The sequence below is a fragment of the Mycoplana sp. MJR14 genome, from assembly GCF_029210525.1.
Taxonomy (GTDB): Bacteria; Pseudomonadota; Alphaproteobacteria; order Rhizobiales; family Rhizobiaceae; genus Mycoplana.
The window spans coordinates 499,989-526,146 of record NZ_JARGEO010000001.1 but is presented as its reverse complement, the minus strand read 5'-3'; the positions used below and the strand labels follow the sequence as shown (position 1 = coordinate 526,146).

28 protein-coding genes, 1 tRNA gene and 1 pseudogene are annotated in these 26,158 nt (G+C 59.5%); 15 read left to right on the top strand and 15 right to left on the bottom strand.

Translation table 11 applies throughout. The features are described from left to right. Window positions 1-11: 11 nt before the first annotated feature. The 4 genes from P0086_RS02590 (at window position 12) to pepT (ending at window position 5,216) form a co-directional block, all read left to right on the top strand. Window positions 12-887, top strand: a complete 876-nt coding sequence (locus P0086_RS02590) for an ABC transporter permease (RefSeq protein WP_148189308.1) — start codon at window positions 12-14, stop codon at window positions 885-887. After that, entirely contained in the window at window positions 884-2,563 is a 1,680-nt protein-coding gene (locus tag P0086_RS02585) for an ABC transporter ATP-binding protein (protein ID WP_275782305.1), read from the top strand. The genes P0086_RS02590 and P0086_RS02585 overlap by 4 nt, the downstream gene beginning before the upstream one ends. A 124-nt stretch (window positions 2,564-2,687) precedes the next feature. Then, entirely contained in the window at window positions 2,688-3,923 is a 1,236-nt protein-coding gene (locus P0086_RS02580; RefSeq protein WP_275782304.1) for a CapA family protein, read from the top strand. 69 nt (window positions 3,924-3,992) lie between these two features. Beyond that, complete coding sequence (pepT, locus tag P0086_RS02575) at window positions 3,993-5,216, top strand: peptidase T (RefSeq protein WP_275782303.1); 1,224 nt, start codon at window positions 3,993-3,995, stop codon at window positions 5,214-5,216. 11 nt (window positions 5,217-5,227) lie between these two features. Here pepT and P0086_RS02570 read toward each other — a convergent pair whose 3' ends face one another. The 4 genes from P0086_RS02570 to P0086_RS25275 all read right to left on the bottom strand — a co-directional run bounded on the left by P0086_RS02570 (window position 5,228) and on the right by P0086_RS25275 (window position 7,556). Further along, entirely contained in the window at window positions 5,228-5,770 is a 543-nt protein-coding gene (locus P0086_RS02570; RefSeq protein WP_275782302.1) for a hypothetical protein, read from the bottom strand. 32 nt (window positions 5,771-5,802) lie between these two features. Further along, complete coding sequence (locus P0086_RS02565; protein ID WP_275782301.1) at window positions 5,803-6,261, bottom strand: hypothetical protein; 459 nt, start codon at window positions 6,259-6,261, stop codon at window positions 5,803-5,805. A 225-nt stretch (window positions 6,262-6,486) separates the two neighbouring features. Beyond that, entirely contained in the window at window positions 6,487-6,891 is a 405-nt protein-coding gene (locus tag P0086_RS02560) for a hypothetical protein (protein WP_275782300.1), read from the bottom strand. 422 nt (window positions 6,892-7,313) lie between these two features. Beyond that, entirely contained in the window at window positions 7,314-7,556 is a 243-nt protein-coding gene (locus P0086_RS25275; RefSeq protein ID WP_345799294.1) for a chromate transporter, read from the bottom strand. Window positions 7,557-7,775: 219 nt separating this feature from the next. On the opposite strand from P0086_RS25275, the gene P0086_RS02550 reads away from it, so the two are divergent. The 4 genes from P0086_RS02550 to P0086_RS02535 all read left to right on the top strand — a co-directional run bounded on the left by P0086_RS02550 (window position 7,776) and on the right by P0086_RS02535 (window position 10,441). Continuing rightward, on the top strand, window positions 7,776-7,973 hold the full coding sequence (locus P0086_RS02550; RefSeq protein ID WP_275782299.1) for a hypothetical protein: 198 nt from the start codon (window positions 7,776-7,778) through the stop codon (window positions 7,971-7,973). A 30-nt stretch (window positions 7,974-8,003) separates the two neighbouring features. Further along, on the top strand, window positions 8,004-8,600 hold the full coding sequence (locus P0086_RS02545) for an exopolysaccharide biosynthesis protein (protein WP_275782298.1): 597 nt from the start codon (window positions 8,004-8,006) through the stop codon (window positions 8,598-8,600). A gap of 318 nt (window positions 8,601-8,918) precedes the next feature. Beyond that, window positions 8,919-10,028 (top strand): sulfite oxidase, encoded by a 1,110-nt coding sequence (locus P0086_RS02540; protein ID WP_275782297.1) that lies wholly within the window; start codon window positions 8,919-8,921, stop codon window positions 10,026-10,028. A gap of 149 nt (window positions 10,029-10,177) precedes the next feature. Continuing rightward, on the top strand, window positions 10,178-10,441 hold the full coding sequence (locus P0086_RS02535; RefSeq protein ID WP_275782296.1) for a hypothetical protein: 264 nt from the start codon (window positions 10,178-10,180) through the stop codon (window positions 10,439-10,441). A gap of 204 nt (window positions 10,442-10,645) precedes the next feature. Here the strand turns inward: P0086_RS02535 and P0086_RS02530 are convergent, their stop codons facing one another. From P0086_RS02530 to P0086_RS02500, 7 genes and pseudogenes are all read right to left on the bottom strand, one after another. Then, window positions 10,646-11,038 carry a YkvA family protein gene (locus P0086_RS02530; protein ID WP_275782295.1) on the bottom strand — a complete coding sequence of 131 codons (393 nt, stop codon included), beginning with the start codon at window positions 11,036-11,038 and terminating at the stop codon, window positions 10,646-10,648. Between the two features lie 110 nt (window positions 11,039-11,148). Next, window positions 11,149-11,319 (bottom strand): hypothetical protein, encoded by a 171-nt coding sequence (locus P0086_RS02525; RefSeq protein ID WP_275782294.1) that lies wholly within the window; start codon window positions 11,317-11,319, stop codon window positions 11,149-11,151. A 73-nt stretch (window positions 11,320-11,392) separates the two neighbouring features. Further along, on the bottom strand, window positions 11,393-11,800 hold the full coding sequence (locus tag P0086_RS02520; RefSeq protein ID WP_275782293.1) for a DUF1236 domain-containing protein: 408 nt from the start codon (window positions 11,798-11,800) through the stop codon (window positions 11,393-11,395). A gap of 305 nt (window positions 11,801-12,105) precedes the next feature. Continuing rightward, window positions 12,106-12,777, bottom strand: a pseudogene (locus P0086_RS02515) (IS256 family transposase); the annotation flags it as partial. A 249-nt stretch (window positions 12,778-13,026) separates the two neighbouring features. Continuing rightward, entirely contained in the window at window positions 13,027-13,317 is a 291-nt protein-coding gene (locus P0086_RS02510) for a type II toxin-antitoxin system RelE/ParE family toxin (protein WP_275782292.1), read from the bottom strand. After that, a complete protein-coding gene (locus tag P0086_RS02505; RefSeq protein WP_275782784.1) occupies window positions 13,314-13,562 on the bottom strand; it encodes a CopG family ribbon-helix-helix protein in 249 nt (82 codons plus the stop codon). Before P0086_RS02505 ends, P0086_RS02510 begins: the two co-directional genes overlap by 4 nt. 130 nt (window positions 13,563-13,692) lie before the next feature. Next, window positions 13,693-13,768 (bottom strand) — tRNA-Met (locus tag P0086_RS02500). A 906-nt stretch (window positions 13,769-14,674) separates the two neighbouring features. On the opposite strand from P0086_RS02500, the gene P0086_RS02495 reads away from it, so the two are divergent. The 6 genes from P0086_RS02495 (at window position 14,675) to P0086_RS02470 (ending at window position 20,218) form a co-directional block, all read left to right on the top strand. After that, window positions 14,675-14,878 (top strand): CsbD family protein, encoded by a 204-nt coding sequence (locus tag P0086_RS02495; RefSeq protein ID WP_275782291.1) that lies wholly within the window; start codon window positions 14,675-14,677, stop codon window positions 14,876-14,878. 605 nt (window positions 14,879-15,483) lie between these two features. Next, window positions 15,484-16,437 (top strand): sensor histidine kinase, encoded by a 954-nt coding sequence (locus P0086_RS02490; RefSeq protein WP_275782290.1) that lies wholly within the window; start codon window positions 15,484-15,486, stop codon window positions 16,435-16,437. Between the two features lie 297 nt (window positions 16,438-16,734). Then, window positions 16,735-17,163 carry a hypothetical protein gene (locus P0086_RS02485; protein WP_275782289.1) on the top strand — a complete coding sequence of 143 codons (429 nt, stop codon included), beginning with the start codon at window positions 16,735-16,737 and terminating at the stop codon, window positions 17,161-17,163. A gap of 48 nt (window positions 17,164-17,211) precedes the next feature. Beyond that, the gene (locus P0086_RS02480; protein ID WP_112596536.1) at window positions 17,212-17,478 is read left to right on the top strand and encodes a DUF982 domain-containing protein; all 267 of its coding nucleotides are present in this window, start codon (window positions 17,212-17,214) and stop codon (window positions 17,476-17,478) included. Window positions 17,479-17,789: 311 nt separating this feature from the next. Next, window positions 17,790-17,936 (top strand): hypothetical protein, encoded by a 147-nt coding sequence (locus P0086_RS02475; RefSeq protein ID WP_275782288.1) that lies wholly within the window; start codon window positions 17,790-17,792, stop codon window positions 17,934-17,936. 1,415 nt (window positions 17,937-19,351) lie between these two features. After that, window positions 19,352-20,218, top strand: a complete 867-nt coding sequence (locus P0086_RS02470; RefSeq protein ID WP_345799293.1) for a histidine kinase — start codon at window positions 19,352-19,354, stop codon at window positions 20,216-20,218. A 596-nt stretch (window positions 20,219-20,814) separates the two neighbouring features. Here P0086_RS02470 and P0086_RS02465 read toward each other — a convergent pair. Next, window positions 20,815-21,099, bottom strand: coding sequence for a PRC-barrel domain containing protein (locus tag P0086_RS02465; RefSeq protein WP_112605925.1), 285 nt, complete (start codon window positions 21,097-21,099; stop codon window positions 20,815-20,817). Window positions 21,100-22,118: 1,019 nt separating this feature from the next. Then, window positions 22,119-22,586 carry an Hsp20 family protein gene (locus P0086_RS02460; RefSeq protein WP_275782287.1) on the bottom strand — a complete coding sequence of 156 codons (468 nt, stop codon included), beginning with the start codon at window positions 22,584-22,586 and terminating at the stop codon, window positions 22,119-22,121. Window positions 22,587-23,109: 523 nt separating this feature from the next. Here P0086_RS02460 and P0086_RS02455 point away from each other — a divergent pair. Next, entirely contained in the window at window positions 23,110-24,099 is a 990-nt protein-coding gene (locus tag P0086_RS02455; protein ID WP_275782286.1) for a hypothetical protein, read from the top strand. Window positions 24,100-24,761: 662 nt separating this feature from the next. Here P0086_RS02455 and P0086_RS02450 read toward each other — a convergent pair. After that, window positions 24,762-25,271, bottom strand: a complete 510-nt coding sequence (locus tag P0086_RS02450; protein WP_275782285.1) for a DUF4334 domain-containing protein — start codon at window positions 25,269-25,271, stop codon at window positions 24,762-24,764. After that, a complete protein-coding gene (locus tag P0086_RS02445) occupies window positions 25,246-26,151 on the bottom strand; it encodes a hypothetical protein (RefSeq protein WP_275782284.1) in 906 nt (301 codons plus the stop codon). The genes P0086_RS02450 and P0086_RS02445 overlap by 26 nt, the downstream gene beginning before the upstream one ends. Window positions 26,152-26,158 lie beyond the last annotated feature (7 nt).

The following is a 26,158-nucleotide window of genomic DNA, read 5'->3' as shown; positions in this document are numbered from 1 at the left end:
AAGGGACCCTCATGAAAGCTCTGATCCTGAGCGCACTGAAGAAGCGTCGACACGGCCCTGCCCTGTCCGCGCCCCGGGTGCTGCTTGCGACCTACATCCTGCTTGCCGTCGCCGCTCCCCTCATCGCGCCGCAGAACCCTTATGATCCGCTGCAGATCTACGGCTGGGAGGCGTCATCGCCACCCGGAGCGGCCGGCGGCGGCGGCTATCTCTACCTTCTCGGGACCGACGGGCTCGGCCGCGATATTGTCAGTACCATCCTCTACGGCCTGCGCATCAGCCTGGTGGTGTCGATCACAAGCAGCGCAGCGGCCGCGCTGATCGGTCTGACGGCCGGCGTCAGTGCGGCCTATTTCGGCAAGTGGGTGGATGTCGCGATCATGCGCCTCGTCGACTTGCAGCTGAGCCTGCCGACAATCCTCGTGGCGCTGATTGCGATCGTGACACTCGGGCCCGGTATCGACCGGATCATCCTCGCCCTGATCATTGCGCAATGGGCGACCTATGCGCGGATTGCGCGCGGTGTAGCCCTCAGCGAGGTGGGCAAGCCCTACATGGATGCGGCGCGCCTGATGCGGCTGCCGACGCGCCGGATCATCTTCCGCCACCTGCTGCCGAACAGCATCGCGCCTGCCATCACCCTGATACCGATCGAGATCGGCCATGCGGTGGCGCTCGAGGCGACACTCTCCTTTCTCGGTCTGGGCGTTCCGATCGACAAGCCCTCACTCGGCTCGGCGGTCGCAAACGGCTTCCAGTATCTGCTCACCGGCCAGTACTGGATCAGCCTGTTCCCGGGCCTCGCCCTCTTCGGTCTGATCGCCAGCATCAATCTCGTTGGCGAGGACGTTCGCCGCAAACTCGATCCCAGGAACCATGCGCAATGACAGTGGACCACACGAACGCACCGCTTCTACGCGTTGAGAACCTTGGCCTTCGCCATGTGTCGGGCGCCAGTTCGACACCGATCCTCTCCCAGGTGAGCTTTGACCTCGGGCGCGGCGAAATCCTCGGCATCATCGGCGAGTCCGGCGCCGGAAAATCGACGATCGGCAACGCCATCCTCGGCCTGCTCGCCCCCGAATTCCAGCAGACCTCCGGGACAGTCTCCTTCGGTGGCAAGGCGATGGGCAGCATGACGGCCGAGGAACGGGCCGCACTCCGGGGAAAGCGGATCGCTGCGATCTTTCAGGATCACACGGCGTCGCTCGACCCTTTGATGAGCGTGGGCGCCCAGATCGAGGAAACCTGCCTGGCGCTCGACACCAGGCTGTCGAGACATCAGGCACGCGCCCGCTCGATCGATCTTCTCGCCCGTGTCGGCATTCCGGAACCTGAGCGGCGATACGGCAACTATCCGCATCAGTTTTCCGGGGGGCAAAGGCAGCGCATCGTCATCGCCATCGCCCTTGCAGGCGCCCCCGACATCATCATTGCCGACGAGCCGACGTCGGCGCTCGATGCGAGCGTGCAGAAGCAGGTGCTCGAACTCATCAGAGACCTCGTCGATGAGACCGGTGTGTCCGTCATCCTGATTACGCATGACATGGGCGTGATCTCCGAGATCACCGACCGGGTTCTCGTCATGCGCAAGGGCAAGATCGTCGAAGCCGAACGCACGTCGGTCATCCTCGATCAACCCGCTCACGCCTACACAAAGAAGCTCCTGGCCGCCGTTCCGAGACTCCGAGTGACGACCGGGCCGACGCCTGCGGATGGTGGGAGCGAGATCGCCGCCGATGCACCCTCCGGCGAAGGCCTCCGTGTGCCCATGCATCTTGTCGCGGAAGGTGTTTCGAAGCAGTTCGCACCACGCGGTCCGGTCTGGGGCTTTGGCCGGAGGGGTGAAAGCTTCGGCTTGCGGGACGTCGGCATCCGCCTGCCACGCGGTACGATCACCGGTATTGTGGGTGAAAGCGGCAGCGGCAAGACGACCTTCGGCCGTATCCTCGCGGGCCTCGATACTGCACCTTCGGGCCGGATCATCATCGACGACCAGGCCTATGACATTGCCAGAAGCGGCCGCCGCAGCGGTCTCCTGGGCCGGGTCCAGATGATCTTCCAGGATCCTTCCGTCTCCTTGAACCCGCGCATGACCATCGAGGAGACCCTTGAGGAGAGTATCCGCTTCGGTGCAAGCGCGCGCCGACAAGACAGCCAGGCGAATGTGGCGTCGATGATGGATCGGCTGGGTCTTGCCCGCAACCTGCTTGCCCGCCACCCTCACCAGCTCTCCGGCGGCCAGAAGCAGCGGGTCTGCATCGCCCGCGCCCTTCTGGCCGACCCCGAGTTCATCGTCGCAGACGAGCCGACCTCGGCGCTCGACGTCTCGGTGCAGGCAGAGATCGTCACGCTCTTGAAGGAGACCATCGCCGAGCGGGCGATCACCATGGTCTTCATCTCCCATGACCTCGCCATCGTCCAGGCGATGTGCAGTGCCGTCTACATCTTCAAGGATGGGCGGGTGGAGGATTTCGGGTCGTCCGACTTCATCTTTGCGCGCTCTGACAATTCCTACACCCGCACCCTTATCGAAGCCCGGCCGCAGCGGTTCACCTGCTGAGCGCTGCGACCTCAGCGGTCCGATTTCATCCGGCAGACAGCACAAAGGCATGCCGCTCATCAACGCAGAGCGCTTCTTCACCGAGAGTTTCCTCACAGAGAGTTCCTCACAGAGAGTTTCTACAATGAATGACAGGTTCACATTGGCCGTGACCGGCCAGTCGCTGATCAAGCACGACATCCGTGACATCGCCGCCCCGGCCTTCGCGAAAGTCCAGGCGTTGCTTCGTCACGCGGATCTCGCCTTCAGCAACTTTGAAAGCACGATCCTGGGAAGCCACGGTGGCTGGCCGCTCAAAGGCTCTTACTTCGGTTGCAGCGACGCGGCCGTGCTCGACAGCTTGCAGGCGATCGGGATTCAGGCGCTGTCGCTATCGAACAACCACGCCTTCGACCTCGGGCCGCCCGGGGTGCTCTCGACGCTTGAGGAGGTCGAACGACGTGGCTTTCTCCATGCGGGCCTTGGCCGCGACTACGCGCACGCCTCGCGCGCAGGCATGGCGAGGATCGGCGGGCGTCCTGTTGCCATCGTCGCAATGGATGGAGGGCCGGGGCCGGACTTCATGTATGCCGCCGATGCCGACGGCAGCAGACCGGCACGACCCGGCGTGAACCGGCTGCGGCTCACCCAGGTGCTGGAGGTCGACGGAACGGCCTTTGAACAGATCAGGGCCATTCGCGACAAGGTCGGCTATACGGCCATCGATCTTACCAACGACAGCCAGCCCGACGATCCGCAGCACCCTGCCGCAGATGATGAGCTTGGCATCGCACGCGCCGTGTTCCGGCGGGCCGAACGCTTCGGGCGAACCGTCAGGATCGATGAGACCGATCTGTCCAGGAACCTCGATGCGATTGCGACCGCGGCGAAAGACGACAGTCTGGTCGTCGCCTATCTGCATCATCATCACTGGGCATCCGACTGGTACCAGGTCCCGGACTGGGTGAGCGGTGTCGCCAGAGCGTGCATCGATGCAGGGGCCGCCATGTTCGTCAGCCACGGTGCCCCCGTCCTTCAACCTATTGAACTCTACCGGGGTCGGCCGATCTTCTACAGCCTCGGCAACTTCATCTTTCATGTCCGCTCCGAAACGTCGGCCTGGACGGCCCCGGAGGTCTGGGAGAGCGTTGTCGCTGTATGCTCGTTCGGCACTGGCAACCGTCTGGATGAGATCGCCCTTCATCCCGTCGTCATCGGTGGCGACGAGGCGTTGAAGGAGCCTGTGTTGGAACGGCGCCTGGCGCCACACCTTGCGACCGGGGAAAGCGCCAGCCGCATTCTACGGCGGGTTCGTGCACAGTCTGCCAGGTACGGCGTCGACATCGAGGTTCTCGACGACGTCGGCCTGATCAGGATGTAGTCGGTGCGGGCCAACCAACACCCGGGCATCGGCCCCGCATCCTTCACATGAAAACTCGTCGGGATCCCCATGGACGTACGCAAAGAACTGGTCACCCGCTTTTTCCGCTATGCTGCAATCGAGAGCCAAAGCAACGGGCGCTCGCCGTCCCTTCCCTCTTCCCCAGGACAGGCAGCCCTTGCGGCCCTGCTCGCAGACGAGATGCGGGCACTGGGCGTCGACGACGTCCATGTCGACGACCATGCGATCGTCACCGGCGTCAAACGCGGCAACCGCCCTCATGCGCCATCCGTCGGCTTCATCGCCCATCTGGACACGGTCGATGTCGGACTTTCGCCCTACGTCCGCCCGCAGATCCTGCAATTCGAAGGCAGGGATCTTTGCCTCAACGCTGCCGAAGATGTCTGGTTGCGGGTCGACGAGCACCCGGATCTTCTCAGGTGGCTCGGAGAGGACATTATTGTCGGCGATGGCACCAGCGTGCTTGGCGCCGACAACAAGGCGGCGATTGCCGCCATCATGACGCTGCTTGCACGGCTCGATCGGCAAGACGGACACGGCGACGTCTTTGTCGCCTTCGTGCCGGACGAGGAAATCGGCTTGCGTGGCGCCAGGGCCCTCGAGCTTGAGCGCTTTGCTTGCGACTTCGCCTATACGATCGACTGCTGCGAACTCGGTGAAGTCGTGCTGGAGACCTTCAACGCCGCCTCCTGCGAGGTCGTCTTTACCGGCGTCAGTGCCCATCCCATGTCGGCGAAGGGAACCCTCGTCAATCCGCTCTTGATGGCGATCGACTTCATCGCGGGGTTCGATCGCAGTGACACCCCCGAATGCACGGCGGGCCGCGAGGGGTTCTACTGGTTCAAGGATCTCGTTGCCAATGACACCGAAGCAAGGTTGACCGCGCTCATCCGGGACTTCGACACCGATGGCTTTGATCGACGCAAACGCCGGATCGCGGATATGGCCGAGCGGACAAGAGCACAGTACCCGTCCGGGGCGATCCGTTACGAGATCATCGACAGCTATCGGAACATATCCGAGCATCTCAGCGACGATCGCGCCATTGCTTTGTTGTTTCAGGCAATGGACGCGCTCGGGATCGAGAAGAACCTGATCCCGATGCGGGGCGGAACCGACGGGGCGGTTCTATCCGCCCGCGGCCTGAGCACGCCGAATTTCTTCACCGGCGCTTACAACTTCCACTCGCGGTACGAGTTTCTGCCCGTACCGGCCTTCGAAAGCTCGTTTGAAGTGGCGTTGAAAATCTGCCAGCTGGCGGCAGCGAGCTGAGGACTTGGCTGTCAGGCTGCCTTTGCAAACCGCTCCAGCATCTTTCGAAGCTGGATATTCTCCTGCTGAAGCTTGACGGCCAGCTGCCCTTTCAGCCTGAGATTTTCTTCTTCGAGCAAAGTGAGTTCGTCCACTCCGTTTGAAGCTGGCTCCGCCACGACGACTGATGCAGTGCTGCTGCTGCTGTCCGCGGGACGACTGTCACGCTTCATGCGTCGACGAACCGGAGCCTTTACGGTAGCTTTCTGCGCGTCTTCCGTTTCGGCTAGCGATAGCGAAGGGACTTCGACCGCTTGTTCGGCGGGTTCCATCAGGGCATCCTGGACCTGCGCAACAGGGTCCGTGACCGCAATCTCGTTTGCAGCAGATTGAATACTCTGCTCGGGAGCAATCGCGTGGGCTCGTTCGGCCCCGCCAAACAAATGCGGAGCGTCATTCTCGGCCTCACGCACGAGTGCCTTCAGATCCGTATCGCTCCAGATGGACGTTGGCTTGTTTGCCCGACGGCGACCCGATTTGAATTCGACAATGAACTTTCGCTGCTGTGGCTTCATAACTACCCAACGTTCAAGAGAGCTAGAGCGGCTTATGGCGGCGCATTGTACCGCTCAAGCATCGTCTTGAGCTGCGCATTCTGCAAAAGCAACTTTGCGGCCAGTTCGCGTCTCAGATGCTCGATTTCCGCGTCTAGTGCGGTGACCTCGTCAATAAAGGTGATCGGCGCCGGCCGGGCACCGGAACTGCCGCCTCTATATTCCACGACGTCGGACACTGCAATATTGCCGGCGCTCGTTTTTGCGCCGCTGCTTTGCCTTTTTGCCCGCAGTGGCGGACGTGGCGGTTGCGAAAGATCTTCGCGGTCGTCTGCAGATGACTGGTCGAGAGAGGGGGTAGGCGCCTCCACACTTTGGTCAACTGATGTATTCGCCGTGTCGAGGCCAGCAGCATCGAGGTTGGTCACTGCCGCGTTTTCGGTTTCAACGAAAGAGCCTGCAGCAGTGCCCTCAACACCGCGAGCTTCCAATGCGTGACCGGCCGGGGCCATCGGAGATGTTTCCGGACCCCGCTCCTCGACTTCACGAGGTCCGTCTGTCTCCTTTGCGGTCCGGCGGGAGGCCAGATCAACCAGATACTTCCATGGTGATTTCATCGTGCGCCGTCACCCCGAGCAATTGCACCGGCAAGCCATGCTGGCATGACCGGCGCGATATGAAGAAGAGTGCGAGGACGCGGACCGATCGCGGGATCCGACCGGTCCTGCTTCGATTGGTCAGGCAAGACCGAGCCGTTTGCGCAGATCGGCATTTTCGGCCCGCAGTTTCTCGGCCAAAGCCTTGCGCAGCCGTGCATTCTCTTCCTCAAGCTGAAGGAGATCGGAGATATCAGCGAGACCTGGCGTCTGAGCCTCGAGCTTTGGTTTTGCCGCCCGGGTTTTCCCGACGGACTGGCCAACTTTCTTTGCCCGTCCCTTGGTCGTGACGAGAGCTGCGGCCTTTCCCTCCTTGTCTGCCCGCTTCCTGCGTCCTCTTGCGGGAGCAGCACTTGCCGGTGGTGCTTCCGACACCGCTTCCGTTTGAGCAGTTTTCGGTCGGGGTCCCCGACGCTTCTTCGGTGCGGCCGCTACCTCTGCCGGCGGCGGCGTCTCAATGATATCGATATTGGTTTCGTCTGCCATGAGTTGTTTCCCTCTCCAATGGTACACTCTTTTTCCAATGCTTGACGTGCGGTGTCAATGATTGCGACCTTTTAAAGATGACGCCTCTTCCAAGCATGACGAACAGTGTGTGAAACAGCGTGTCGGCAGATACCAGCATCGAGTTTTGTTCCGGCTTCCAAAGTGAAGATGTGGTCGCTTCAATGTGTAGACGTGCGATGGCTACGACGGTCACAGCAAGGCAACCCGCCAAGTCCCTGTCACAACGCTCCTCTTGTAAACGACGAGGAGAACGGACCGAGTGCGCTTCTCGCGCGCTGATCGGGCGTCAAGCTTTTCGCCCTTTTTGCCGACAACCTGAACCGCGACTGTCTCAGCCACGATTTTCAGATCGTGCGACAGGCCGGTCGGGCCGTCGAAAGCGGTTGCGGCCATGGCGAAGATTACCAGGAGGTTTGCGGACCGCAGTTAAACGCTGCCCAGGCGGCCAGCGCTCCCAGGAGCCTATGCGCAAGAGGCCGAGGGAAAATCGCGCCGGCTCGAGGCGTGCCGGGAAGGAACTGGCTGAGCGCTCCAAGATCGGCGTAACCGGCCTCGTCGATCCATTTGGGATGAACGACCAGTTCGTCACGAAAGATGCGCAATCGGACACCGAAAGAGGCGAGCCCAGGTTTCAGGAAGGCCACGAGAACCTCCTGTGGCGTTCCGCGGGGATGATAGCGTGCCCTCTCATGACCGGCTTTGACGTCGCCTGGACCGCGTGATTGCAGCGCGCAGATCGGACACAGCCTCAGCGAAGGTTCTGACCTCCCACACAGGCTGCCACATCCTCTGGAAAGCGATAATTGGAACCACACTCACGTTCAGGGGTTGGCCTACATATACAAACCAGCGGAGGAATACCGATGGTTAGCGATCCGCGACATCTTGTCGATAAGGTGCAAACCCGGCTGCAGGAAGCCATGGACGACATGCGGAAAGACGTCGAACATGTCGACGAGCCGCAAATGAAAGCCATGCTCGAAACTGCCGCCGAGATCCTGGGCGGTCTCAAAAAGGCGTTCGGCGACTATGAGAAGGAGAACGAGGCCGCATGGCGGTAGCGCGCCTATAATGGCGTCGAGGCGATACGCATGAGCAACACAAATACAAGCGGCATTGCGAAACTGCTCAGCACACTGCCGGACAGACTGCCTCCCGAGGTGACCGTAGGCGACATCTTGAATGCGATGGGTGGCCAAGGTGTTGCCATCGTCCTCTCAATGTTCGCCGTCGCCGCCATGATTCCCACGCCTGGAATACCGGCAGGAACCGTGTTCGGAACGGTTCTCGCTCTACTGTCTGTCCAGGTGATCTTCGGCGCGAAACGATTGTGGCTTCCACGTCAGTTGTCAGCACTGGATGTGCCCCGGTCCGTCGTTGAGTGGACCTCCACGCGTGGCTCGAAAATTCTCGCCCGCCTTGAGCGACACATAAAACCCCGCGGCAAAATGCTTTCGAAAGCTGTAACTCAACCTGCTCTAGGGCTCATCATCTTGGCAATGGCCATCCTGATTGTGTTGCCGATTCCATTCGGTAACGCGCTACCAAGCCTTGCGGTACTGATCATGGCTCTGGGCATGGCCCAGCGTGACTCTCTGACGATCGGAGCAGGACTACTCATCGCAATCATCGCCGCGTCGATCTGTGCCGCTCTTCTTGCCGCCAGCTGGCGGCTGGTTGCTGCTTGATCAACTCACCCGCCTTACCTTTGGTGCACCGGCCCGGCCGCGCCGCGCGTTTCAGGCATGGCGACCAGGTTTCGATCGGATGCCCCTGATCCAGCACCAGGACAAGTGAACTGGACAAGAGGCTGTGTTTTGCTGCGACGGCGACGGATCCAGGTCTCGAGCTGACCCATTGCTGCCGTTTCATGTCGGTTCGGGAAACGGCTGTATATGCTAGGATGCAGCTGGAAAAACGGAGTGCGGCATACGCGATGCGAGGGATCGAACCATCGCTCGCGGACGAAAGCCAACGTTGAGCTTTTGAACGGGGAGACGGGGACGATGCGGCCACCACAGCAACCCGATCTGATAGTTCGGCAGAAATCCCCACCGAACATCGAGTTTCCGTTTGCGTCGCTCTCCGATGGGCTGGTCCCAACCGAGCTGTTCTTCGTGCGAAACCATTTCCCGTCGCCGGACATCCAAGTGTTAGACTGGAGGTTGCGCGTGGGCGGGGCGGTGGAGCGGCCGATCGAACTTGATCTCGACAGCATCAAGGCGATGCGCAGCACGACTTTCACCGCCGTCGTCGAGTGCGCAGGCAATGGGCGCGTGTACTACGTGCCGCCGAAGGAGGGGTTGCAGTGGCAGAATGGCGCCGTCGGCAATGCCGCGTGGACAGGTGTTCTTCTGCGCGAAATTTTGGAAATAGCAGGCGTCAAACCGACCGCCCGTGAGGTTCTGCTCGCAGGCGCCGACAGCGGCGTCGTCGACGCAAACAAGAAGACGGCGTCTCCCGGCCCCATCGCCTTTGCACGCAGTTTACCGCTCGAGAAGGCCATCGCTCCCGGCACGATCCTTGCCTATTCAATGAACGAACAGCCGTTGACGCGTGATCACGGATACCCGCTGCGCGCGGTTGTGGGTGGCTGGTTCGGAATGGCCTGGATCAAGTGGATCACGCATATCACTGTTGTGGAGCAACCATTCCTTGGATACTGGCAGGCACGCGACTATTTCCGTTGGGAGCGCAGCCTCGGGGAACCCAGGATCGTCCCCCTTACGGAGATGGAGGTCAAAGCGCAGATCGCGCGTCCCGTACAGGGAGAGCATCTCATCGTCGGCCAGCCGTACCGGATTTTCGGAGCCGCCTGGAGCGGAGAGGCCGTTGTCCGGCAGGTCCAGGTCTGCCCCGGAGATGGCAAGGGCTGGCGCGAGGCAAGGCTACTCGAAGCAGAGCGTCCCTTTGCATGGCGCCTTTGGGAATACATATGGACCCCGAAGGAAGTGGGGCGACATATACTGCGATGTCGCGCGACAGATGGGGCGGGGAACGTGCAGCCCGACCTCCAGCGTTCCGACTGCGAGAGCTACGCGGTCAATTGGATCGTTCCGGTGGAGGTTACGGTCGTTCCTCAGCCAAAGACGTACGAGGAGGAATTCGTGATCTGATCACGCGCATGGGGAGCGAACGTCGGCTTTTGGCGAAATCGCGATGGCGGACTGACCAAGCATCGAATATAGCTCGACGCAGCGCCGTCCTCTGAACAATAACGGGTGTGCTGCGTCTGATGATGGCGCTCTCAGCTTCGAGATGACACATGAGAGTGACGGTAAACGAACTTCGAACCGCAAGCCGTGTCGTTCAGACGCTTTCTAAAGTTGAGCGTCGAGCTCTGTTGCGGCGCGCGATTGAGGCAATCGGTGAAGTGGGACACAACACGGGAACCCGTCGGTTGCGAGCGCACCTCTTGAGGGTCGACGACATTCAACTCGTTGCGTCGTCAAGCGCGACTGCCGCCGATTCGCTGGTGCAGCAGGCATTGATCGCCGCGGCTGAGATACTTGAAGAGCTGATGGAATGAATTGTCCCGCGAGCGCGGCGGGAGAAGCCCCGCTTGGCTAAAGCGGGGCCCACTCTCGCCGGGCAAACTGCAAGCACTTCCCCTAGCTGCAACGTCCCAGCGGTCCGAAAATGTATGCCTATGGGGCGTATTCGTCCACAATCCGACGGTTGCCGAGAACCGGCGCACTCGTGACGCCGCGAAGCTCCATAGGAGTGACGCCGGTCAACCCCCGTTGAATTTCCGCCACGTCCACCAAGCGGCAGCGGTTGCGAAGATCGCCCATATAGCGATGATGGCCAGCACCCCCCACAAGCCGGTTGGTCGCCGCGTTCTCTGTTGAGCGAACATTCTGAATTCGGACATGAGCGGTTCTGGAATCAATCGGACAGCCAGGAGTATCCCGACTGGTACAATCAATAGGTCATCCAAATACCCGAGCACAGGAATGAAATCGGGGATGAGATCGATGGGCGATAGAGCGTAGGCAGCGATTGCGCCTGCGATAACTTTGGCGGCGAGCGGCGTGCGTCGGTCGCGAGCGGCGATCCAAAGAGCGACCACATCGCGCCTTACAGATCGCGCCCATACTTTCGCCGAGGAGAGCCACTGGTTCATGACCGAATGCATACTAGATGAGCGTTGGATATATATTAAGCGCAGGCCCGCATAACGCCGGAAGCAGTCGCTAGGCGCGTAGCGCGCGGCAACACTCGCCGCTCGGGGCATTAAGGCAGCGGCTTTTCAGCGATGAATGCGATGGTTTGGGGCGGCGGGATTTCGGCGTTCAGCGCGACAAGATATGCCGTGATTCCCAACATGAGGACCGCAATCACCCCGAGCGGAAAACCAACACTGAAGTCCGGTTCTTCCTGGTGGCCGAAACGGTGCTTCTTCATGTCTTCTCCTTCCAACTGGGCCTGAGTTGTCGTGCGCCTGCCCCTGTTGCCGAAGGGGGCAGGCGCACACGGGTCAACGAAGGACCTGAACAACCGTATAGGTATTCGGATCAACGATGACGCGTTGCTGATTGACCACCGCAAATGCGTATTTTGGGTTCTCCGGCACTGGTGTCAACACCACCGTCCTGGGCAAGGGCTTTCCTACCTCTACAACTTCCTCGACAATGACAGGATTGGCCGGCATCGGCTGCTGTTCGACATAGGTCACAACCTGGCGCGGCGGTGGGTTGAGGGCGGCACCTGCCACTGCGCCCACTGCGCCGCCGACCACAGCACCAACCGGCCCCCCGACGATAGCGCCCGTTGCGGCCCCACCTGCGGCACCGGTGACAACACTATCATTGTGATCATCAGCAAACACAGCGGTAGAAGATAGGGCAGCGACGAAGGCCGCAGACAGAAGAGACTTAGCAAGCATGGTTTCACTCCCTTTATTGAACATAGGGAGGGAATGCTTGCCGAGTACGACCGTTCCAAAAGAAGGACCTTTGCTCCCTCCGCCTCGGACCAAAGTCTGACGAATGCGTGGACCCGTGACTTCCGTTGACGTCAAAGCCCTCGGCCCCTTTTGCGGCAGAAGAAAAGTCAACCGTTCCCGGGCAGGGCAAAGTCCCTTTCGCGCGGGGAAATCGCTTAGCAAGGCAATCCGTATCCGGGATCATGTCCCATGGCGTGGTGTAGCTTCGGCGATCGCCGTGCTTTCCGGACGGAGCCGGGAATGGGTCAGCTTGCCGCAGCGGGGAGGCTGATGAGCGGATCATCGCTCATTGCGGCGATGGTCTCAAGGGTCAGGTATCTGGAGCGCTGGACAGCCCACTCGTCGTTCTGTTCGAGCAGCAATGCGCCGACGAGGCGGACGATGGCGTCATCGTTGGGGAAGATGCCGACGACCTCGGTGCGCCGCTTGATCTCGCCATTGAGGCGCTCGATGGGGTTGGTGCTGTGAAGCTTGGTCCAGTGCTGCCTGGGAAAGGTCATATAGGCGAGCACGTCTTCTTCAGCGGTGTCCATGAGTTGGGCGAGCTTCGGCACTTTGGGCCTGATCTGGTCGGCGACGTTGCGCCACTGAGTGCTTGCGTTCTCCGGTGTATCCTGGGCGAAGGCCGTGGCGATGAAGGCGGAGACCACGCGTCGGCCGCTCTTTCCGGCATGGGCCAGCGCGTTTCTCATGAAGTGAACCCTGCATCTCTGCCAAGTGGCCGATAGAACCTTGGAGACCGCGGCCTTGATCCCTTCATGGGCATCTGAGACGACGAGCTTGACGCCTCTGAGACCCCGTCGCGTCAGCTTGCGCAGGAATTCCGTCCAGATCGGCTCGGCCTCGGACGTACCGATCTCCATGCCCAAGACCTCGCGCCGTCCGTCGGTGTTGACGCCGACGGCGATGATGACGGAGGGAGTTTATTCCCAGGCGACTTACACAGCCGTAGCAATTCCGACAGCGCAGACGCAGCAGAATGCTCATATCTATGAAGACGCCGAAAAAATGAGAAATCCGAACCGAATGATTGCTTTGACTCAGCAGCCGAAAAGAAAGCTTGGTCGCAATGAGCCCTGCTGGTGTGGAAGCCGGAACAAGTACAAGCGTTGCCATGGCAGATGAGGCGTGACCGGTCCACGCGGCACAAAAGACGCCAGTCGAAACTAGAGAACCTGCGGCCACCGCTGGTGCGCGTGCATGACGGTGAGGATCTCAATGTCCCGGCTGACGCGGTACGGAATGATGTAGGGAATATCAGCCAGCACGATTTCACGGGTGCCCTTGATACGGCCCGGCCGCCCGCTCGCAGGCACTTCCGCCAGCATATCAACGGCAGTCACGATCCGCGCCACCACGCGGGCCGCCGCATCGGGATTGTCTTTCTCGATATACGCGCCGATTTCATCAAGCCGCCGCAACGCCCGAAGCGTCCACCGTATTCGTTTGCCGCTCATGATTGGCGGGCAGACTTGACGTATTTCCCAACGACCTTCGCCACATCAGTATCGCTGGCGAATTCGCCCCGATCGGCCTCAGCCAACCCGGCTTCGATCTCGGCAAGCTGCCACTCCTGCTGCTCAACGAAAGCCTCAATGGCTTCAGCAGCCATGTAAGAGCGGGAGCGATCCAGCTTTTCGGCAAGCTGATCCAGCTTGCTTGCGGTTTCATCTTTTACACGCACGGTAAACGCCGCAGTCATGGCACCTAACTTTCCTTGGTTCACTTTGATTATTGGTGAACCAATGTGGTTCGTCAAGGTTCGGCTCATGAACAGGCTTTCATTTCCTCCGCGATGGGAGGCCTTTCATATTGATATCATTCCTAAATTCTGGTTGCGGGGGCAGGATTTGACCTGCGGCCTTCAGGTTATGAGCCTGACGAGCTACCATGCTGCTGCACCCCGAATTGAGAACAAGAGAAGGTGCTCCCCGAAGGAGCCCGCGGCACGATCGCCAAGGCTGCGAGGGGAGAACGCTCCGAGGCAATGGGAATGATGGGGCGGGAGGACCTTTGCTCCCTCCCCCTCGGACCAAAGTCTGACGAATGCGTGGACCCGTGACTTCCGTTGACGTCAAAGCCCACGGCCCCTTTTGCGGCAGAAGAAAAGTCAACCGTTCCCGGGCAGGGCAAAGTCCCTTTCGCGCGGGGAAATCGCTTAGCAAGGCAATCCGTATCCGGCCAAATCCACGTGCCATTCCTATGGGAACACGGCTGGCAAGGACAGCACGGGATTCAACTATAGAAATCGTCCCCGCGGACACCTCCGCAGCCAGCAATGTCTAACCTCGGCCAGTTCCATGAGCGTGCTATCGCCTCAACCTGTGGTGCCCACGATGTGCCAACAGCGGATCACGTCCGCTGCTCGCGGTGCGGTGGCAAGGGGACCGAAAGCGATGATCAGAGTTGCCGACGCCGGGATGAAGGAAACCATGGCCGCGATGGGCTCGCCTCGAACGCCGATCAGCATGGACCGCCTACGAAGGCGAGGCAGCCGTAGCGACGTGACTGTAGGAGCTTATCTGCGACGCAGTGAAGGCAGGAGGGGATGAGGGGAGGTCTGTACGACGATTGCTACCCTGGCCGCTCACCGTATCCTTTGCCGTCTCAATCCGAAGCCCGGTCGAACAGCCACGCATGCACGGAACAAGCGATGACCTCGCATAAGAAAATGTCGATGGTGCGCTTCTTAGGCGACGCGCTCGGGGCTGTACCGGCATTCATGTGTCAAAGTTAAATGCGCGCCACCCGAAAGTCGCTCATAATGCGTGCCTAGGCCCACGTTGCAGGGCTTCAGCACGGAGGAAACCAGAGATGGATTGGGACCGCGTCGAAGGGAACTGGAAGCAGATGAAGGGCAAGATCAAAGAGCAGTGGGGCAAGCTCACGGATGACGATCTGGACGTGATCTATGGTCAACGCGACCAGCTCGAAGGCAAGATCCAAGAACGCTACGGTTACGAGAAGGATCAGGTTAGACGTGAAATCGACCATTGGTACGGTCGTCAATCCTGGTAAACGCCTCGCATCCCGGTGCGGGAGACTGCGCAACTTCCGCCGGCGGATCTCCGCCGGCTTTTTTTTGCGCGGGGCCGGTGGTTTTATCGCAGGTAGCCGCCGCCCGGGATGTTGTGATGGAGGTTGCCAACGCCCGCGAGGCCGGCCAAATTGCCGACCTCGCCATACGTGCCACATTCGGAAGAACTTTGTAAGCTCGGCTCGGCTGTCACAGTCTCACGGGCCGGCCCGATACCAGCGAGGTGGGTTGGCCCTCCACCCGCTGGCGCGGCGGTCTGCGGGTGAGCGCCCGCCCGGCACCAGGGGAGATGCCGGTCTTTCTTGGCTCCGTAGCCGGGCTCACAATTGTCATATCATCCGACTTAGCCGTGAACTATCTTCATCGGAAAAGGTTCCTGCTCCACCGTAACTTTTTTCAATTTTCGTGTCTGCCTGAGCCCAGAACCGCGAAACTACACCCGCACCATACCTGACCTCTCACACCGGACATTGGCACAGGTGCGGGGCGGGCTTGCAGACAAGGCACCGCGACGACTAAACTCGTTTTTCATCTGCGCCGCTGCATCAAGTGGTCACCCCAAAAAAACTGGGAGGACAATGATTAGATGGAACGAATACTCTATTTTCTGCCCAGCAAGCCACAGCCGCTATGGGTACGATACTCCACAACAACTGCGATAATGGCAATCTGCATTGCTGTACAGATGGGCCTTTACACGCAGAGTGGCTTCGTTGGTTTATTCTTTCTCTTACCGGGCATTTTTCTAGCCGGTATTATGTTTGATCGCGGTTCGTCTCTGTATGCAACTGCGCTGGGTGCCCTGTTCGCATATTTGTCGCTCAGGCCAAGCGTAACGTTTGCCGGCTATGTCCTGCCAGTCGTGTTGTTCTCAGTGACAGGCGCCGCCATTGGACTTGTTGCCGAAGCACTACGGACAGAGATGGAAAAGGTCGTGCGGGCGGAGAAGGCCAAGACGGTTCTCCTGATGGAGCTTGCCCATCGCACCAAGAACAACCTGGCGATGCTATCGGCAATGATGCGGCTTCAGGCGAAGCTTCCTGGGGTAAGTACTTCAGAAGCCCTCACCGAGATGAGTGAGCGTGTTCGGATCATGGCGCAAGTGTATGACCATCTTACGATACGTGCAGACCGGAAGGTGGTGGATGCACGCACATACTTGATGGAAATCTGCCAGCACCTCACTGCGTCGATCAGCGGAATGAGCCCGGTTGCCGTCAAGGCCGATGCCGATGAACTGTATATTCACAGCGAGCAAGCCGTTCCGATGGCGATCGTAGTCAACGAGCTTGTGACCAATAGCCTCAAGTATGCTTTCCCGGAGGGCCAAGCCGGCCTCATCCAGGTTACTCTGAGGGCCAACGAGGAGGTTGTCCTCTCTGTGACTGACAATGGGGTAGGCATGCGTTCTGACGTCGCAGACGGCGTAGGCGCTCGCGTAGTTTCGCTCCTGGCCCAGCAGCTTGGAGGGACGATCACTCGTGAGAATCTAGAGACAGGGTGTCGCGTCACACTCCGGATGCCAAAATCACACGTTTAGTCATTATGGAAAACCCAGCGGGCATTTCTGCTGAGACCCCCACAGCCTTCCTTTTCTGCCAGTGCCTTTCCTGTGGAACACAGGCCGAAACCGCCGCCCAAGCGACGTCAATGGCTAAGTCACGCCATGTAAAACCCCAACAGCCGCGCTATCCATCCTCACGATGGAGGAATCTTACCGGGCACGACCGAAGAGGAAGGCCCGCGCCCCCGCTATCAGTGCCGCGGAGATCCGCATGCGGAGCATGTGTTCGCCGGATGGAATGGAGAGCGTCAGTTCGGTCGACTGGTCAGGTCGATGAACGACACCTCCTTGTGGGATTGGAACCTGACATGCCTGCACGGCGTGAAGGACATCAGGGGGCTTGATGGCTGGAGCGGCCGCGAAGGTGGAACAAGGCTCGCGGCAAAGGCCTGCGAGGACGCTTATGACGACGCGACGGCGGGAAAGCTCTTTGGTACGACGCAACAGGACGTCGCGGATATCCAATCATGTAGCCTGAGTTGGGACAGGGTGGACGGGGCTCCACCCAGGAAAGGCATGCATCAAAACGCCGATGGTGCTTTGCATCGTGCGGGGGTCGCGAGCAAGCTACGATCGATCTTGAACCGTTCCGCACTCAAGCTCAAGTTCGTCGGGCGTTCCGAGGCTGTTCCAGCTGTCGCTTTCGATGTGTTCGGTGTGGGACATTCGTCCACGGCGGGATGTCTCCTTCCGGTCACGTAGGGAACTCGCTGCGCTGCAAACTGTTAAGCAGCTGAGGAGGCTTTCCTGATGTTCGAACAGAAGTCCCAGAAGTGGCAGAAAGCCGTACTCGTGGAGATCGAATTCGAAGAAGAATTGGCAGTTCTTCAGATCGACAACACCAACGAGGCAGCCAATTGCCTTATGGAGTTGTGGCCAACGCTGGATGGTCCGGCTTTCCATAGGGCGCTGATGATGTGCGCAAGCGCGCTAGAAGGCAGCGCTGACGTTCGCGGCGCGCGGGAGGCCTTTAGGGCAGCAGCGGAAGAAGCGAATATCCTTGTGTCGATTCACTGAACTCACCGCCGCGATCCCGCGCGGCGGTCGTTTCCGATGGGAGGAAGCGCCATGACGAAAGGCCCGAAAGATCCGAAGAAGCCCGTCGAAGTTCCCCCGGGAGAAACCCCTGACTCCCTACCTGATAGCCCCAGTCGCCCGCTTGAGGAGCCTGGGCCAGACGCCGTTCCTCAGGAGGCTCCCGATATTACCCCGGTTCCGAACGAGGAAGTGCCTTCGAAAATGTAACGACGGGGTGAACTAGCGTTCAAGGGCCAGAGCAAACTGTCCGATAGATGCTGCAGACTGTTCTAACACTAGAGGAACGCATCATGACCAGCAAGCAAATCGCCATCGCTTTCATTATTGCGATGATCGGCATAATCGGCGCGGTGGCGACATTTTATTCTGTGGGTCCTGTAGCGGGCCCAAGAGAAATGTCGCGCCTGGTTGAGCCGCGGTATAGTGCAGATCGCTGAATGACGTCGGGCGAACATCGGAACAAGCTTCCAGGGCCACGTGAGCGCCTCTCTGAGATGGAGAAAAGCCGATGCTAGCCAGACTCATTACGATGACGCTTCTTTGCCTTGGGACAGCGTTGTTGTTGCCCAGAATCGACCGGTGGCGGCGGCTCCGGGGTGACGGTTGGCGCGCATTGCCGGCCCTCAGAACAGATCTGAGCTCTGCCAGGTTGATAGCCGGGCGCAGCAAACCGCCGATCAAGGCATGCGCTGGGCGAACCAACCTATTCCCCCGCATTTCGCGCATATGCCGGAAAGATCTCGTCCGTTGGCATTACAATTTGGGCACTCGAGCCAATTACCGTCCGCCAGGCGGCTGCCATAAACACCATCACATCGTCTGGCACCTGTCCGGCGGCTGCAGCGCAGGTTGATGGTCGTTGCATCGTACTGCAACATGCCGCAGCGCGTACAAACTGCGACCGGTTTCGGCTTGACGCCCATATGCCCCTCCCACGGACAGCCGCCAGAGGCCCGCTGCCGCCACGAGGATATCATGACCAACCGTACCGTGAAGCCCGCACGGCACGTTGCCGAATACCTGGTCGATTTGGGCGGCAAGAACCTGTTGCAAGGAGGCCTCCGGAGTCCTGACAGTGATGCAAGCCGCTCTTGGCGCGTTTAAGAACAATCAGTTGCTGAGATTCGCCTCTTCGCCGATACGCGGTCGACTGATGCGCCACGCGGAGCAAGAGGTCATCGCCGGTGACGCCATATACGCGTTTGAAGCTGGTGGGCGAATAAGCCGCCAATGGCTAGCAACACCGACTATCGTCCCCCTCGTTGGAGAGCGTGGAAAAAACGCGACACAAGAGCGGGCCGGATGGCGCTGCATCGTACCGGGCCGCCAGACACGGAACCACTAAGCGTCCAACAACCCGAGAGCCAATCACGTGCTGGGTGACGGCCGAATGCTCTGCGGCTAGCAAGATCCCCCCGTGAAGGAGACGGTGACAGGGAAGTGAAAGGTTCCCCAGTCGTTGGAACACTGCTCGACCCGAACCATCGTTTACCGGCGAGCGGCAGAGACACAACCACCTCAAGTGAGGATTGACTGGAGGGGGACCGCTTCTGCGGCAACGGGGGCCTGACCATCCGGGGCCATCGTCCGCAGTCCGGACGTTTTCAGATCCAAAAGTTGAAGCATCCGAAGGGACATGACGCGGCAATTGCCAACAGTGAGGAAACGATTATCTTTCGAGGGATAGGCTTTGTGACTAAATTCGCGCCTCATCAGCGGGTTGACGGACAGGGATGGGAAGCATGTTGCTGGAAGATTTGTATCGCCTGATGAAGACCGCACACGTTCAGGCTCAAGGAATTGTCGACACTATGACACAGCCCGTCGTCGTCCTGGATCAGCACTTTATCGTGTGAACGCGAACAATGCCTTCATCAACACGTTTAATGTCGAGCGCGAGGATGTCCTCGCGCTGAATTTCTTCAGTCTTGGCAATGGGCAGTGGGATATTCCGGAGCTTAGGCAGCTCCTATCCTCGATCATCCCACGGACGGCTGCGGTCATCGGGTTCGAGGTGCACCACACTTTTCCGAACATCGGCGAGCGTACGTTTCTTGTCGACGCCCGCCGCCTCGTCCATCCTGACAACAATAGTCGGCACATCCTTGTCATCTTCGACGATGTAACGGAGCGGCAGCGCCGGGAAGCCGAAATGGACTTCATCGTCGCAGAGATGCGGCATCGGTTGAAGAACCTCGCGTCCGTTGTTCGGGCGGTGGTCAAGAATATTAGAACCGCCGATCCAGCGGTGGCAGTCTTCAAAGAAGCGATGCTCGGAAGACTGGATACCACTTTTCAAGCTCAGGAAACAGCCGCGTTTGGGGCGGTGACCGAACTTGGACCGTTTGTCAGGAGCACTGTCGGTGAGACGCTCGCGGAGCGGCTCGAATGCTCTGGACCTTCGGCAGAACTGTCGCCTTCAATCATTCTTCCCGTCAGTATGATTCTCCACGAGCTTGGTACGAATGCGATGAAGTACGGGGCTGCGTCGGTACCCGGTGGAAGGGTGGTCGTTACCTGGGAACTGGAAGCCGGTTCTCGTGGTCGCACGCTGCTCGTATGGCAGTGGCGCGAGGAAGACGGGCCGAAGATTTCCCCGCCCGAACAAAAAGGATATGGGACCGAATTGATTGAGGGCCTCGTCAGCCATCTGGGGGGAAGCTTGCAACTTGCCTACCCTCCTAGTGGCTTCACGGCGACGATTAAAATCCCGATGTGAGGTTGTGCTGGCCTGATCGCAGCCGGGTTTAATAACTTTTGCGTCCGCTGCAGGCGCAAAGGGACAGGTTCTGCCCGGAGCATCAGTTGGTCCAACCGAAAGACGAAATGTGTTGGCAATATCCACTGCTCGCCGCGCGCACCGTGGACCGCGTGACGGCTTCGCCGGCCAACTCAATGGATACCACTTCTCCCAACGGCCCAACGATAGATGTGCCGCACTACTACTGCGTTTAGGCCGCCAAATGTGGAAGAACTCTAATGTGAAATGGAAAATGCCGGTGAAATCGATGCCTTAGGGCCGGTCACCAGTCCGTGCGCGGCCCGACGCAGCAGCGATGCTGCTCATGATCTTTTGGCCTATACTACAGGATCGTGAGCGCGATCTAACCGAGCGGATGTGCCTTTGCGCGGACCGGCGGGTTCAAGCAGAAGTCGCGCGAGAGGTGTTCCTGCGCAGCAACTGAAGCCGCCGGCGTCACCGTTGACCGCGTGAGCGGAATCCGCCGGCCGGGTCAATTCAGTGACGCGCTACCGCTGAGGGCCGCAGTCTCGATGCCGCGGCAGCCACGTGCCCCGCGGCATAAAGAATCGAACTTAGTCGCGATGCTCGGGCGCGGCCTCGAGCTGGTCCTTCGACCATGCGGTAACCGCGTGGACATTACCGCTTTCGTCCCGCATGAAGTCCAAATCGGTAACCGGTACGGCTACAGGCTTTGCACCGATACCGAGGAACCCGCCGACATCAATGACCGCGGTACTGCCGTGGAGATGGTCCAGAGTCCCAATACTGCTATCGTCCGGGCCATAAATCGTTGCGCCTTCAACCACATCCGGTGTCAGCTCACTTGGCGCGAGCCGAACATGTTTTGAATGATCCATCTTTTCGTTCCTCCACTCAACGGAGCCTCAATCCCTCATCAACTCAATTGTTCCACATGGACTTGCTCTAAACCTTGATCAATCCGCGAGATGCGGCGATCCTGTCGGCAACTTCCTTGTTCGTCGTCATGATCGTTCCTTAGCGGACAAGGTGGCTGCACCAGGGAGCGTTCACCCCTCATGATCTATGCGGTCACGGGATCGTACACACTTCTCAACAGTATTCGACAAATCGCAGTAACAATCGCCGTCATTTCCATTCGTAGGATCGTTCCGTGTAATGCGGTCGTTCCGCGACCAGAACTGAGGGCTCTGTCGTTTCTGCATACTGCTGTGCGTCCGCTAGGTCATTGAATCCAATGAAGACCATCAGCATCGATCGGGCGACTGGCTGCCCTTTTTTCCGGTAAGAGAAGTTTACGGCACAGTGCGGGTACCGCGTGTCGATCACACTCGACCCGCTACGCCCGTTTGTCACTCTCGTTAGGGCAAGAAACTGGCCAAGGGAAAAAAATCGATCGATTGCCAAGAAAGCTGATGCCTGCGAAATCTGCTGGCTCGCACCTGTCGCGGAACGCCCGTAATATATGCGGTCCGTCTGACCTTTACGCCTTTTCGTCTCGTAGACAAAAAGGCTCCCACCTGCGACCAACTCCAGCCGAACGTCGAAAGTCTGAAAGCGCTCAGGGCGGCGATCCAACTCGGAAAACAAGGCCCTAAGGTTCGCTATATAGTCAGCGTAGAACGCAGTCATTGGACCTCACCCGCAGATTCGAAGGTCCGTCCCTAACACATCGGCCCGACACGCACACCATCTTGCCGCGGGCGGAGGCGATGGAGCGACCACTCCATTTACCCGCTCATGGGTGGGGGATGGTCATCCTCCTCAAGGGAGGTGCTCCATGCCGGCGGTCGCATCCAAAACCTGTGGGACACAAATCAGCGTCGGGTCTGCCATCGCTCAGCCTCGACAGGCCCGCCCGGCGCGGGGGGCCTGCGATTTCGAAACCTACCTGTGGCTAGGCTACATGGTTTTCAGCTTCAATCTGCAGCGGCGCGGTAGACTGGGCGCTACCAATCTCGATGCGCCGAGGCTTCATCGCTTCGGGCAATTCGCGCTTGAGCGCGATCCGCAAGAGACCGTCGGAAAGCGTCGCCGATTCGACACGAACGTGATCGGCGAGTTCGAAACGACGCTCGAACGACTGAGGGCCGATGCCCCGATGCAGGAATTCACCTTGGTGCTTGTCCACCTTGCCGCCCTTGATAACAAGGACGTTACGCTCCTGAGTTACGTCGAGGTCGCCGTCTCCGTAACCGGCGACGGCCATGGCAATCGCATAGTCGTCGTCGCCCAGTTTGACGATGTCATAGGGCGGCCAGAGATCGACGGCCTGAAGCCGTTGGGCGTGGGTGAGAAGATTGATCACCCGGTCGAAGCCAATGCTGGACCGATAGAGGGGTGCGAAATCGAGTTCGGTTCTCATTGCCATATCCTCCGCAAAGCAACATGGATCGAGACGCTCGGAAACTCGCGTCTCCGTTTGCCGGCCCCTTCCTAGGCGACCGTGCAACTGATCTGGTTTTCCGGATTTGGCCGTTCAAGGGGTGATGCAGATTTTTTCGACACCTCGATCCGCTCCATCAATGTTTCCACCAAAGCTTGTTGGCACCATCAACTCGGCACCTGACGGATCGTCCCGCCGACTGAATGCCCATCGTCGACCCACCAGTCAGCAGTCTGGCCTTCCTCGGTGGGAGAAGCTTCTGCTTTGGCTGCGCTCAGATGTAGGCTCAAACCTTCGTCTGCGGCCCACCTCCCCATCACCACTTGCCACTCCTTCTCTGGTGCGCATATAATCAGTATATATTCTGTCGTGAGCGTTTTAAATTGAATATCAGACAAAAAGGACGGCGCCGAGTTCGCAAATATTAACGGATCTCCTAGCTAAATCCCTGCGCGAGGTAATTTTATCCGATAAGTGTCCCATCTGCCTTTGGGGGAGCTGCATGAGTATTAGGAGTGCGGACCAATCATACCAATGCGACAAGTTTCCAGACGAACAAGAAATTCGCGCTCAGTTGGCAATTATCCTTGCCAACCAAACGTTCGAAGCAACTCAAAGAGGGCGCCGCTTTCTGGAATTCGTGGTGGAGGAGACGCTTTCCGGCAGATCCAATCGCATTAAAGCGTTCACCGTAGCCACGAAAGTATTCGGCAGGACAGCGGACTTTGATCCACAGAACGATCCGCTCGTAAGAATCGAAGCAGGGCGACTTCGGAGAGAACTCGAAAGATACTACCTGCTTGCGGGGCAATCGGACAGAATTCTCATATCGATACCAAAGGGCGGATATGTGCCGGAATTTCGGTATCTGTCTGATCCCGTGGCAGCTTCACTCGACGTGGTTGCCCGATCTCCATCCCATCGGCAGAGCCCGAATTTGTATGTCCTTGCTATCGCGGCTGGCGCGCTCATCTTTGCCTCCAGTCTCTTCCTGCGGGACTTGCACACCCACCTAGCCGCTTCTACGGCATCCCGTGAGCTTCAGGTCTCAACTGTTCCGTCGATAGTGGGTGTAAATTTCGAAACCCTGGACCAGTCGGCGGAACTCACGCGGTTGGCAAATGCGCTTACCGACGAGCTGGTAGGCCAACTCGCGAGGGTCGGTCGCCACGCCACCGCCCATGAGGAGCCGGCTGGCAGAGCCATCACGACAGATACAAGCGCATCGAAAGAAGACCGTTACGTCGTCGTGGGCCGTTTGCGCAGGGACGCTAAGAACATAAGGATCTCCGCACGCCTGACTGCGCAATCGGAAGGATCAGTAATCTGGGCAGACAGCTACGACGTCAGCCTTGCTTCGCTAAACTCCCTGGATATCGAGACCAGGGTCGCTCAGCAGATTGTCGCCGCCATTTCGCAGAGCGGGATTCTTCGAACCAGCAGCGGTCAGCCGAAGGTCGGTTTCCGGGTGACCGAGCCGACACGCGATTGATAAGAGATGGGTTGAGCGCGGAGGAGGCGCGCCTTTCACCGATCATGCGATGCCCACCATCGGGTTGGCACCTTCGCTTGCGCTCAAGCGCGTCGCTCAGCGCTGTATGTCGCGCCGGCGGCCACCCCAAGTGGCGCCGGTACTCGTGGCGGAACTGCCACGGCTTTCATGTCCCAGCGCAAGGCGTCCGTCGCGACATCGATGTCCTCGACCTACATCATTCTGTGCGTCCTGCAGCCTCCGCTGCTTCTGGACTGCAGCGGCGTCATTGCCGTCACGGCGCGAAAATGCTCATGCAGGCCTGAAGGGCTCATGCCCGCTTCCGCGGCGCGTTGTTCCATGCTGAACCGTTCCCGAAAACTTTCCCGATCCAGGCAATGGCGCGACCAACATGCCCACCCCTGGCCGTAGGGAATGTGGCGCATTCTATCGGGTTTCGCTGGGCCCATGAGGGCAATCTGCGACACGCACCTCCGCGATATTCAGGACAAAGCCGCTGTCTTCGGCAAACGAGCTGCCGCCCCGCTGAAATGAACAGGGCGCTCGACCAGTTGGGGAGCGCCCTGTTCGACCCGGATCAGCGCGCGCAACAGCCAAACTGCGCAGCAAAGCGGTGATCAAAACGGGCGATGGCCGTCAGATGGTTGCCTTCTTTCCAGATGTCAAGATTCCTGGATGCGCTCCAGTTCAAAGAAATATATCCGCTCGTCGCCGGTGATTGTCATTGCCCCCATGACCCTGTTTTCATCGATCCGTCGGAAATGGTCGACGATTGGCTGATGGTCATAGACCATGACCGCACTCTCAACGCCTGCAAACACATCGGTTTGCACGGATGCGACCGGCCCCCGCGCCCGAAGCCGGCGCAGCAGATAGGAGAACAGGTTTCTCGCAGCGCGCGTCCGGCCGACTGCATGGAGGCGCAGCGCCAGGCGGATTGGTATCCATTTCGGATTGATAGCAACCAAGTGCCGCTCACCTGCGCGAAACAGCAAGGGGTCCGCGCGCCTGTCTAGGTTAAACCGCTTGCCGAACCAGCCGAGGTTCTCCAAGACGCCATCGAGCGGATGCCCTGCCGGTGTACCCCGCCCTTGCCATAGTCCAACAAGTTCGCGCGGCTCGATCGGGGCCAGGCTTCGAAATGCTTCAAGGGTGGTCTTCTGATCTTTCATCGGGTGACTTGTCCTTGCGCTTTCGGTTCGCCTTCCTGGATCTTGCGTCACGTCGCGCCATTCGCAACTCGTCAAGCGTTGGCATCCACCAACCCCTGAGGCGCTCGTGCGGTTCCGGTGGCGCGCGCGCGGGCCAGGTGCCCACCAGTTCTTCCAGTGTGCCGGTTCGCCAGGACATCCAGACATATTCCTCGCCCTTCGCGGCGGGAAAATAGAAGGCTTCGATGGTCGTAGTGTCGGCCATCTCGCCGTCCGTGCCGGTGAAGAAAATCACCCCGACATGGGCGCCGATCGCACGTTGGAGAGGCGGCGCGTCATCGACTGGGGCCGGATACCGTTTCCGACGGCGTTCCCTCGCCCTCGCCTTTGACGCCGCCTCTTCCACAGTCCCCTTGATCGCCTCGCGCCGCGCGCGCCGTACCTGCGGCTCACTGGCCTCAGCCGCACCCTCGATGACCGGCCAGCGCTGCCGAAGTTCCTCAAACGAGCGGTAAGGCACCGTCCAGAGGCGACGGTCAGCGTCCCAGCGAGCATATGGGATTTCCCGGATCTCATTGATGGCGGTCCGCGAATAGGGCGTCCGGATCTGCAGGGCCGCAGGTGCTGCTTCGAGATAACGGCTTTCGATCGGCTCGAACGCAAAGGCGTCCCGCCCCTTCTCATCGGCGAACCTGTCGGCTTCGGCTTCCGTTTCGGCCAGCCAGCGCCCAATCCGGCTCTCGGCGGTGCGTCCTGGCACAAACCACGCATTCAGGCGATCGCTCCAGCGGGCGCGAGGGAACGCTTGACGAAACCGCTGTACCGTGATCCGGTCATGCGGCAGGTCGATAGTTGCCCCCTCATCCGATCTTGATGTCCTTCGTTTCGTTGTCCCTGTCATCAATCGT

Excerpts from the sequence above, each read along its gene's own strand:
- P0086_RS02590 (WP_148189308.1), top strand. The coding sequence starts at position 12 with ATGAAAGCTCTGATCCTGAGCGCACTGAAGAAGCGTCGACACGGCCCT.
- P0086_RS02585 (WP_275782305.1), top strand. The coding sequence starts at position 884 with ATGACAGTGGACCACACGAACGCACCGCTTCTACGCGTTGAGAACCTT.
- P0086_RS02580 (WP_275782304.1), top strand. The coding sequence starts at position 2,688 with ATGAATGACAGGTTCACATTGGCCGTGACCGGCCAGTCGCTGATCAAG.
- pepT (WP_275782303.1), top strand. The coding sequence starts at position 3,993 with ATGGACGTACGCAAAGAACTGGTCACCCGCTTTTTCCGCTATGCTGCA.
- P0086_RS02570 (WP_275782302.1), bottom strand. The coding sequence starts at position 5,770 with ATGAAGCCACAGCAGCGAAAGTTCATTGTCGAATTCAAATCGGGTCGC.
- P0086_RS02565 (WP_275782301.1), bottom strand. The coding sequence starts at position 6,261 with ATGGCCCCGGCCGGTCACGCATTGGAAGCTCGCGGTGTTGAGGGCACT.
- P0086_RS02560 (WP_275782300.1), bottom strand. The coding sequence starts at position 6,891 with ATGGCAGACGAAACCAATATCGATATCATTGAGACGCCGCCGCCGGCA.
- P0086_RS02550 (WP_275782299.1), top strand. The coding sequence starts at position 7,776 with ATGGTTAGCGATCCGCGACATCTTGTCGATAAGGTGCAAACCCGGCTG.
- P0086_RS02545 (WP_275782298.1), top strand. The coding sequence starts at position 8,004 with ATGAGCAACACAAATACAAGCGGCATTGCGAAACTGCTCAGCACACTG.
- P0086_RS02540 (WP_275782297.1), top strand. The coding sequence starts at position 8,919 with ATGCGGCCACCACAGCAACCCGATCTGATAGTTCGGCAGAAATCCCCA.
- P0086_RS02535 (WP_275782296.1), top strand. The coding sequence starts at position 10,178 with ATGAGAGTGACGGTAAACGAACTTCGAACCGCAAGCCGTGTCGTTCAG.
- P0086_RS02530 (WP_275782295.1), bottom strand. The coding sequence starts at position 11,038 with ATGAACCAGTGGCTCTCCTCGGCGAAAGTATGGGCGCGATCTGTAAGG.
- P0086_RS02525 (WP_275782294.1), bottom strand. The coding sequence starts at position 11,319 with ATGAAGAAGCACCGTTTCGGCCACCAGGAAGAACCGGACTTCAGTGTT.
- P0086_RS02520 (WP_275782293.1), bottom strand. The coding sequence starts at position 11,800 with ATGCTTGCTAAGTCTCTTCTGTCTGCGGCCTTCGTCGCTGCCCTATCT.
- P0086_RS02510 (WP_275782292.1), bottom strand. The coding sequence starts at position 13,317 with ATGAGCGGCAAACGAATACGGTGGACGCTTCGGGCGTTGCGGCGGCTT.
- P0086_RS02505 (WP_275782784.1), bottom strand. The coding sequence starts at position 13,562 with ATGACTGCGGCGTTTACCGTGCGTGTAAAAGATGAAACCGCAAGCAAG.
- P0086_RS02495 (WP_275782291.1), top strand. The coding sequence starts at position 14,675 with ATGGATTGGGACCGCGTCGAAGGGAACTGGAAGCAGATGAAGGGCAAG.
- P0086_RS02490 (WP_275782290.1), top strand. The coding sequence starts at position 15,484 with ATGGAACGAATACTCTATTTTCTGCCCAGCAAGCCACAGCCGCTATGG.
- P0086_RS02485 (WP_275782289.1), top strand. The coding sequence starts at position 16,735 with ATGAACGACACCTCCTTGTGGGATTGGAACCTGACATGCCTGCACGGC.
- P0086_RS02480 (WP_112596536.1), top strand. The coding sequence starts at position 17,212 with ATGTTCGAACAGAAGTCCCAGAAGTGGCAGAAAGCCGTACTCGTGGAG.
- P0086_RS02475 (WP_275782288.1), top strand. The coding sequence starts at position 17,790 with ATGACCAGCAAGCAAATCGCCATCGCTTTCATTATTGCGATGATCGGC.
- P0086_RS02465 (WP_112605925.1), bottom strand. The coding sequence starts at position 21,099 with ATGGATCATTCAAAACATGTTCGGCTCGCGCCAAGTGAGCTGACACCG.
- P0086_RS02460 (WP_275782287.1), bottom strand. The coding sequence starts at position 22,586 with ATGAGAACCGAACTCGATTTCGCACCCCTCTATCGGTCCAGCATTGGC.
- P0086_RS02455 (WP_275782286.1), top strand. The coding sequence starts at position 23,110 with ATGAGTATTAGGAGTGCGGACCAATCATACCAATGCGACAAGTTTCCA.
- P0086_RS02450 (WP_275782285.1), bottom strand. The coding sequence starts at position 25,271 with ATGAAAGATCAGAAGACCACCCTTGAAGCATTTCGAAGCCTGGCCCCG.
- P0086_RS02445 (WP_275782284.1), bottom strand. The coding sequence starts at position 26,151 with ATGACAGGGACAACGAAACGAAGGACATCAAGATCGGATGAGGGGGCA.